This window comes from Marinobacter sp. L-46 (assembly GCF_056859535.1).
Genome location: NZ_JBSXOP010000028.1, coordinates 1 through 7,588 on the forward strand (window position 1 = coordinate 1; position 7,588 = coordinate 7,588).

The 7,588-nt window shown below is 49.6% G+C and carries 7 protein-coding genes and 1 pseudogene; 2 read left to right on the plus strand and 6 right to left on the minus strand.

Annotated features, from left to right (window positions below):
- Positions 1–133: 133 nt before the first annotated feature.
- Positions 134–454, plus strand: a pseudogene (locus AC13DJ_RS02520) (helix-turn-helix domain-containing protein); the annotation flags it as partial.
- A 79-nt stretch (positions 455–533) separates the two neighbouring features.
- Complete coding sequence (locus AC13DJ_RS02525; protein ID WP_482932774.1) at positions 534–1,094, plus strand: GspH/FimT family pseudopilin; 561 nt, start codon at positions 534–536, stop codon at positions 1,092–1,094.
- A 13-nt stretch (positions 1,095–1,107) separates the two neighbouring features.
- Here AC13DJ_RS02525 and AC13DJ_RS02530 read toward each other — a convergent pair whose 3' ends face one another.
- The 6 genes from AC13DJ_RS02530 to AC13DJ_RS02555 are packed head-to-tail and all read right to left on the minus strand — an operon-like array spanning position 1,108 to position 7,446.
- Positions 1,108–1,473 (minus strand): type IV pilin protein, encoded by a 366-nt coding sequence (locus AC13DJ_RS02530; RefSeq protein WP_482932780.1) that lies wholly within the window; start codon positions 1,471–1,473, stop codon positions 1,108–1,110.
- Positions 1,474–1,514: 41 nt separating this feature from the next.
- Positions 1,515–5,069: a pilus assembly protein gene (locus AC13DJ_RS02535; protein WP_482932775.1), complete on the minus strand. Its 3,555-nt coding sequence runs from the start codon at positions 5,067–5,069 to the stop codon at positions 1,515–1,517.
- Positions 5,070–5,089: 20 nt separating this feature from the next.
- Positions 5,090–5,692 (minus strand): pilus assembly PilX family protein, encoded by a 603-nt coding sequence (locus AC13DJ_RS02540; RefSeq protein ID WP_482932776.1) that lies wholly within the window; start codon positions 5,690–5,692, stop codon positions 5,090–5,092.
- A 1-nt stretch (position 5,693) separates the two neighbouring features.
- On the minus strand, positions 5,694–6,767 hold the full coding sequence (locus AC13DJ_RS02545; protein ID WP_482932777.1) for a PilW family protein: 1,074 nt from the start codon (positions 6,765–6,767) through the stop codon (positions 5,694–5,696).
- Positions 6,764–7,240, minus strand: a complete 477-nt coding sequence (gene pilV / locus AC13DJ_RS02550; protein ID WP_482932778.1) for a type IV pilus modification protein PilV — start codon at positions 7,238–7,240, stop codon at positions 6,764–6,766. The genes AC13DJ_RS02545 and pilV overlap by 4 nt, the downstream gene beginning before the upstream one ends.
- The gene (locus AC13DJ_RS02555) at positions 7,237–7,446 is read right to left on the minus strand and encodes a hypothetical protein (RefSeq protein WP_482932779.1); all 210 of its coding nucleotides are present in this window, start codon (positions 7,444–7,446) and stop codon (positions 7,237–7,239) included. Before AC13DJ_RS02555 ends, pilV begins: the two co-directional genes overlap by 4 nt.
- Positions 7,447–7,588: the final 142 nt, after the last annotated feature.

Below are 7,588 nucleotides of genomic sequence, written 5' to 3' on the forward strand. Positions count from 1 at the left end.
CTGGTTGTGAAAGAGCATGCAGGTTAGACTCGGACATGGCGTATCATTCCTCTGTTGGTTGTGATCTTGGCGGTGATCAACCAACAGGATACGCCACCCCTTCAGCCTGCTTCCATACACCAGAAATCACCATAACTCGCGGGAGCTTGAGAACATTCTTGAGAGGGCGTTTACTCTGTGTGATGAGGATCGTATTGATGCGGAAGATCTTCATCTTGGCGGGAGCGTGGCCCGCGGCAGCGCAGGCAGAGGACCCGGGCTCGATGGCGAAGGGCTTTCGGCTTTGGTGCCTGAAGGGGAAATTGACTTAGAAGATTATCTTGAGACGATCGAGCGGCAAGCTATCGAAAAGGCGCTTGAGGCTACGCGTTGGAATAAGACCGCGGCGGCCAAAAGGCTGGGGATTAGTTTTCGGGCGATGCGGTATCGGTTGAAGAAGTTGGGGATGGAGTAAAAAGTTCGGTATATTAGCGGCGCTTCAGTAGATTTATATAACTCTGTTCCAGGAAGGAACATGTTACGGAGATTCAAGGATGAAGTCTTATTCTTCAGCGAAAGGCCTTTCCCTTCTAGAGATGCTAATCGTCATCAGTATTCTCTCAATACTACTGACAATAACCACTCCATCCTTCAATAAACTTGCGCAAGAAAGCCAACGCCGGAGCATGGTCAACGACTTACTTGGGTTCTTTTCATTAGCGCGCCGCGAGGCCGTTATCAAAGGAAAAATAATCACGCTTTGCCCCCTCAATCCTGAAGGGAAGTGCGGGAAAGACTGGAATGCGGACCTTCACCTTTTTGAAGATAGAATGAACAAGCGCCAACTCACTTCACCTCAAAGCTTGCTTGCGACGCTGCCTGCACCGAAATTCGGCCATCGCAAGGTGCGTTCTTTATCCAAAAGCTATTTCCAATTTCGCCCTAACGGAATGATACTAAGTGACCTAGGAAATATCACCTGGTGCCCAGACTCACGAGACCCGTCGAAAGCGGCTCATCTTTTGATCAGCAGAGGCGGAATTATCCGAGTAGCCCAAGATCATGACAATGACGGGATACCCGACCGCGCCGACGGGGCCCGAATCGAGTGCTAACTGATTGCCTTGTTTACCAGCAACCAGTCCCGCCTGTCGCAGTCCGAGCCCCAGTCTGGTTAACTCGAAGTGTCCCGCAACCGTCATTTCTCTGGTCACCTTGAGGGACAGCTTCCAACACAAAAGCGTTTCTTGTAACGCTACCGTTAACCTGTAAAACATAAAAAGCCCTTCCAGTTCGCGGGGAGCTTCGAAACGGGAGGCCGGGCTGTCCACCGGCCTCCAAGTACGAGTAATCGGTAGAGTACTGCCGCTCCATCCATTGAGCGAGCTCCAGCAAGTCCGATTGAGCTGTGGCCCTTCGCGTGTCGCGCACCGAATCAAGGTAACTAGGATAGGCTATCGCCGCCAGTATGCCGATAATCGCCACCACTATCATCAGCTCTATCAGGGTAAAGCCTGCCTGTCTTTTCGTACCTATCAATTCAACACCTCCCGCCAGCTAGCACGACCTTCACCGCTGCCCGAGCCTCCCAGGTCGTACTCTGTTATTACCTCTTTCCTTTCATTTGTTCGTGTATTTCTAACGTTACCAATAAAGGAGCTACCAGCACTGCCGGACTCATCGATCAAATAGCCACCTGCCGCTTTGTCTTCTGAATTAATCTTACCGTCATTGTTACTATCAAAGATGGGCTTAGATGGATCTAGCCCCTCTAGTGTCAGCGACATCAAGAACGATTGACCACCGGACGAGCATCCCCCTCCCGAAGGAATTGTTGTATCAAAAAACAAATAACCCTTCCTGATTTGAGGTGCTAACACCGAACGCTCACCTTTATAGGCAGGCGTATCAAAATCAAAATACCAGCCATAGTCGGTCTCCCAATCGAGCGTTTCGTCACTCTTAGGCAGTACATTTCTCAAGATTCCAATCTTATCAGTATCGTAATCCAAGTCTCGCTCAACCAGATCGTCCTTGCCGAGATTGAGGTCCCCCTTATCCCAAACCCCATAAAATGCCTGAGTGTCGACATTATTTAGATCGGTAACTTCAAGGTATTTACCCGTACCGAAAAACACCATAACGTTCCTGCCATTTTCCGCGTCTTCCGTATGACGTGACAGCACGGGCTTGCTGGTAATCGGCTGATTATTAGGAGTTTTAAAAAGCGGCGATACAGGAACTGTTTTATTAAAGCCATTGAGCCCATCAATAACCCAAAGATTACCGCCGAGGTCCCCAGCATACACGGTATCACCTATTCGATCGACTCCGTGGCTGCCGGTCTCATCAAAAACATCAGCCAACCGAACTGCAGACAAACCTCCCACGCCATTAGTCAACTCGATAAACTTGAAGTTCGCACCCTCTTTCCAACCATCTTTCCCTGCTCCGATGTCCAGCATGAACATTCCTGTTGTATTAGTGCCATAACCGTTACCAAACAGTGCAGTCCAGCGATAATCACCATTGCTCCACTCCACCATACTTATCACAGGAGGCTCTGTAATCACGCCCATGCGGGGGTCATTAAACTCCCACAAAACCGTTTTGGCGGCATTATCTTCAGTAAATGTGGCTGGATCGGTGACATCTAGGGCAAATAGACCACCGCCCCCCATACCAAGCCCCCCAACTAAAACGGTACGCCAAGACTTTTGGTTTTTCTTAAAGTTAGACGTTATATATACGTCGGAAACCACAGGAGTTAAATCTACCGTATACTTGTGCTGATACTCAGGGTCCGCCAGCGTCTTCAGGGCACCATAGATAGACGACGGGACGTAAGCCAGCTCCTCTTTGCCTGTTTCCGCGTTAAAGGCATGTAACATGCCATCGTTAGCCCCAACAAAAACCAGTGGTGTGCGTTCGCGTTTATCAGACCGGAACTGAGAATAAGCGCCGTCACCAAACGTTGATGAATCTGGCCAACTTAGCGCTGGTGCGCCAACATATACCGGAGAGGAGCTAACAATGTCTCCGAGGCGGCTTACTCGCTTTCTAAAAATGCCGCTTCCCGGGCCATCACGCTCATTTGTCCGGTCCCCTCTAATAAAAGCAAGCCTCTGCGCGCCTAACGCCGCATCCCCAGCACTCAACGCATCTTTCTGTACTTGGGAAATACCATTCTCCCAAGTAAAAGGCGCTCCGGTATAAACAGTAACCGGGTCGTTCTTGTTTCCTGCAGCCTTCGGTGCACTTGTGATGATCACTCTGTCATCATCACCGGAAAGATCTCGGGCATCTAGCTTCTCTTCTGCGCTCCAGACAATTTCAGCGCTTTCGCCTGTGTAGGGGTTAACCTTCCGAGCCACCAACGTCCCATTCCAACTCCCTGAGTTAAAACCACCCGCATAAACCATAGCCCCTTCTTTCAGTGCGCCGGTATTAAAGGTTGCAGCAGCAGCCCCACCATCCTGGGCCTTGATTTTGTCAATAGCACCGATGATTGACGTACGGAGTTCGGTTGTAGAATCAGCTTGATAAAACTCACCGTGGCCATTCACCGCCGCATGATAAAGATCATCAATTTCGTTATTGTCATCGTTCCCGAGGGACAGGATATTCCAATTTGGAGGGGCCTCGAACGCCGCCTTAACCGTTGTGTAATCTCCAATTCCGGCAAAATGAGCACCTTTAGAGCCCATGCCTACGGTATAGGTGGTCATATGTAGATTTTTGTTGCAATCAAGTGGCGATGCACCCTCTAGACCGTCACACCCATCTGGCTGTTTCACTTTTCCTTCCAAGAAGTCTTCGCCGCGCAGCCTTTTCTTATAATAAAAGCGGGAAATATCCGCCATCGTTCCACTTTTTGAATCAGCAAACGGTTCGCCATCATTTTTATCAGCGTTACCAATTCCTTCAACTGAGTCATCACTGCTCGTAAAGCCATCGGTAAACAAAAGTGTGTAATTTCTTTGGCACTCGTACTTGATAACGTCCTCGTTAGTATCGTAGATAGAACCAGCCTCCTTGAGCGCTGTCCGTAGTGGCGTTCCACTTGCTTTATAGCCTCCGTCACTACCAAATCTACCAACGTCATCAGCACCCGCGGTTCCATAGTTCATCGCCAAGAACTCGTCGAGCTCGGTATCGGAGTCGTACATCCCCCTCAAACTTTTAGAGTTCAGGTAGAACATGCCAAGATTCATTCGTGTCAGCCCGCTGACCGCTTGCCCTATCGCACCACGAGCAGCCAAGTGAGGCCGGCGGTAATAAGTAAACCAGTTGGCAAAATTCTGGATTTCATCAGAACCATTCGCCAGCTCTACACGCTTCATGCAGCGGCCATCTGGCGCGAGGACTTCGGCATCGCCGGTAAATGTATGCTTATCTACGTCGCTTTTGAAAGCATCGTAAACGTCTGGGTTTGGGGTATCACACTGCATAACCGTGGTAATGGTTTCATCTCGTGTCGCAGCTTCAACATACCTCCACCCCCAACGGCTTCGCTCGTAACACCCTCTCCCTCCCCACGTATTCCTGTAGGTTAAATCATCATCTTCACAATACCATTCACCATAGACAGGCCCTATGACATCTCCGCCAGTTGTCACCTCATAATACGAAGCCTTCTTGAGATCCGAGCCCGAAAAATTATTCGTTAAATTGGTCGTTAAATTAAAGTTAGGATCGTACTTAGCTGCCGTTACTGAGGCGTCGGGGTAACCAATCCAAGGCACGTAATCCTCAGAAGGGTTATAAAAGGCCACGTTGTAATCCGAAGACCGAAGGTACTGATACCTCTTATCCGCCGCAATTTTATTTCGATTGTCATATACAGCCTTTCCGTTATAGGGAGATCCATACCCATTGAAGAAGAGATAACCATCGTCAGGCCCTTCATCAAGGGAAGGCACTATCTCCCAGTCCATACTCCCCGAGTCATCAACCACGAACAACAGATTATGCTTAACCGCCTGAGAGAGAAACAGGGGCTGACTTGCAGGATCAAACGAAGCATACGACGCAGTAGGAAACACTACCGCCAAACCAACCAAAAAACTAAAGAGTTTATGCTGTCTCATATCCAGTACTCCTTCGAGCCTTAAAACTCGCGAAAGAAATAGGTTTCAATAACACGAGGAGTCTGGCCACTACCGCCGCCACTCCATCCCACAATCCGAAAAGCCTGCATGGCTGCTCCTGCCGAATTGTCAGGAGAATAAGATGATCCCACCGCATTCAAATCACTGCTATTGTCACTTGTCTCGACAACAACCGGCCCTATCTGTTCTATAAAATAACGGGGGGCAGAGCTCAAACTAGCTTCGTACTGCGTTTTAATAGCTACAGGTAAATTTTCGTAATTCACGGCTACCGTTTTATTCGAGTTGTCATCCCATATATCACCAGTTACCAGGTCTTCATGGCTAGGAATGTCCTCGTCGTTTGCAGGGAACAAGCCATTCGCTTCTCCATCAAAGTCACTAGGAGCATTGATCGTATACAAATAGTTTTCTGCGGCCATAACTGCCGCTTCCGCCCCTTCAAGGGACACCCTGGCATCACGCGTTGCGGATGCCATACGCTCTTGAAACACGCCATTCTGCAGACTCGAAATCGCCAGCAAAGATAGCACTAACAGGATCAGTAAACTGGTTAGTAGCGCTGCACCGCGCTGATATGCGCTGGAAGCGATCATCTTCATTTTATTGCTGCCTCAACGAGATGTTTCTAATATTTTCTGTACTTACATAGACCCGGTAGAGGGCATTATCTGGGGCCAAAGTGAAGTCGCTTGCGTCCGTACAAGGTGCGAACCCTGGGTAGCAGTAGTTCATTGGTTGATCCACCACATTGTCGGAAGCCGATCTGATCAACAGACTAAACCTCACCACTTCTGCCCTTTCCCGCTGAGCAGCGCTAGCGCTCTCAATGTTGATCCATTCGTTACCCGCAACGGCACCGTCGCTGTTTCCGTCTACGCCAATTTGCACCTGCAAGTCTTGCACACCACTCACTATGGGGAAGGCGGCACCAACTAGGCCACTGGGCTTTTCGCCACGAACTTCAGCCGATGCCTGCATTAATGAACGATTGCCGTTGGCGTCTTCAGTAATGAAAAATCGAGTGGCGCCAGGACGAAAAACGAAGCCGCCCCCTTCATATTTCAATGGCAACTTCTTAGTCACATTGCCGGGCTCTATTCCAGCTTGAGTACTGTGAATTACGTTTCTATCATTATTAGGGATGTTAGTTGCCTGAATTACATGTCCAGAGCTGCAATCCGAGATAAGCAATATATCACCGAGATTTATTGTTTCCGTGGTCGTGACTTTCACAACGGCAGAATTGCCACTTGGAATACTCTCCACTCGGACATCCCCCCCGTTTGCAGCCCCCCGAAGCTCAAGCCAATCCGTACCGCTTGCTGCAGCAATACCGTTGGCCGGCCCCTCTCCGCCGATAAGACTCTCTCTGCTTACAAGCGCATTGATGGCGGCCGTGCTCGCTTTACCTGGTACAAGATTACTTTCAATATTATTGGCATTGGGGTTACAGCCCCAATATCCCGTATTTCGTATGGCTTGAGAGATAATCTCAACACCAATACGGCCAGATTCTTGTACTCGAGCTGAGGCTTGAGTCAGGTCGAAACCTTGACGATTGCTGATAAAGATTTGGAATAGGCCAGCCATTAAAATCAGCCCAAGTGTAAGCGCAACCATCACCTCCACAAGCGATAGGCCTTGCTGTTTTTTTATCACCACGATCATACTCATCCACCCCTAACCTGAACCTGGGTTACAATCTGACGGGTCTCACCAGCCTGATTCTCGTCACCTTGATCAGCTCCCCGCTCAACCCACTCCAGGGTGATGCGCCCGCTATGCATTGGTGGCTTGCTGACACCACCGGCGGTTTGCACGTTCTGTGTTTCCACCGCAATACCGACTCGCCCGCCGGGAAGAACATTCTGCATTCGTTGGAACCACGCCTGCATTGGTACAGGACAGCTGCTACAACTGTCGGCCAACCCTTTCTCAAAGTTCGTAACATCATTGCCAGCAAGCCGCATGTGTCCTGCCAGCTCGTTAGCCAAAATCGTTGCCTCTGTCTGAAGGTTGGCATTTTCTGTCTGGCGCAAAGCTACCGTTTGCGAGACGGCCACGCCCAACAAGCCTATGGCCAAAACGATCAACGCCACGAGCACCTCAATCATCGTAAAGCCATGCTGACGACATTGACTATTCATGAGCAGTCCACCCCGCGCCTTGTCATTACCTGACCTCCAGCATTTATAATAATTTGTCGGCCATCAATCGCACTATCCGCCTGATGACAGAGTGTTATAACGAACTCATCACCTGGGGTAATCCCCGCATTATTCACGATGCCGGTCATTCCATTTGCAGCAAAGCCGATAGCTGTTACACCTGCATTTCCGCGCACCGCGGTCACTCCTAGTGTTCCGTCTGGTTAATTCCTAAGCGAAAATGTGCTACAATTCGAGCTATTGTTCACGAGCTCGGAGACTCTGTTTTGGCCCGGAAACCAGCACCCTTTAATCTTACGGTAAACGATCAACTGGAGCTGGAAAGCT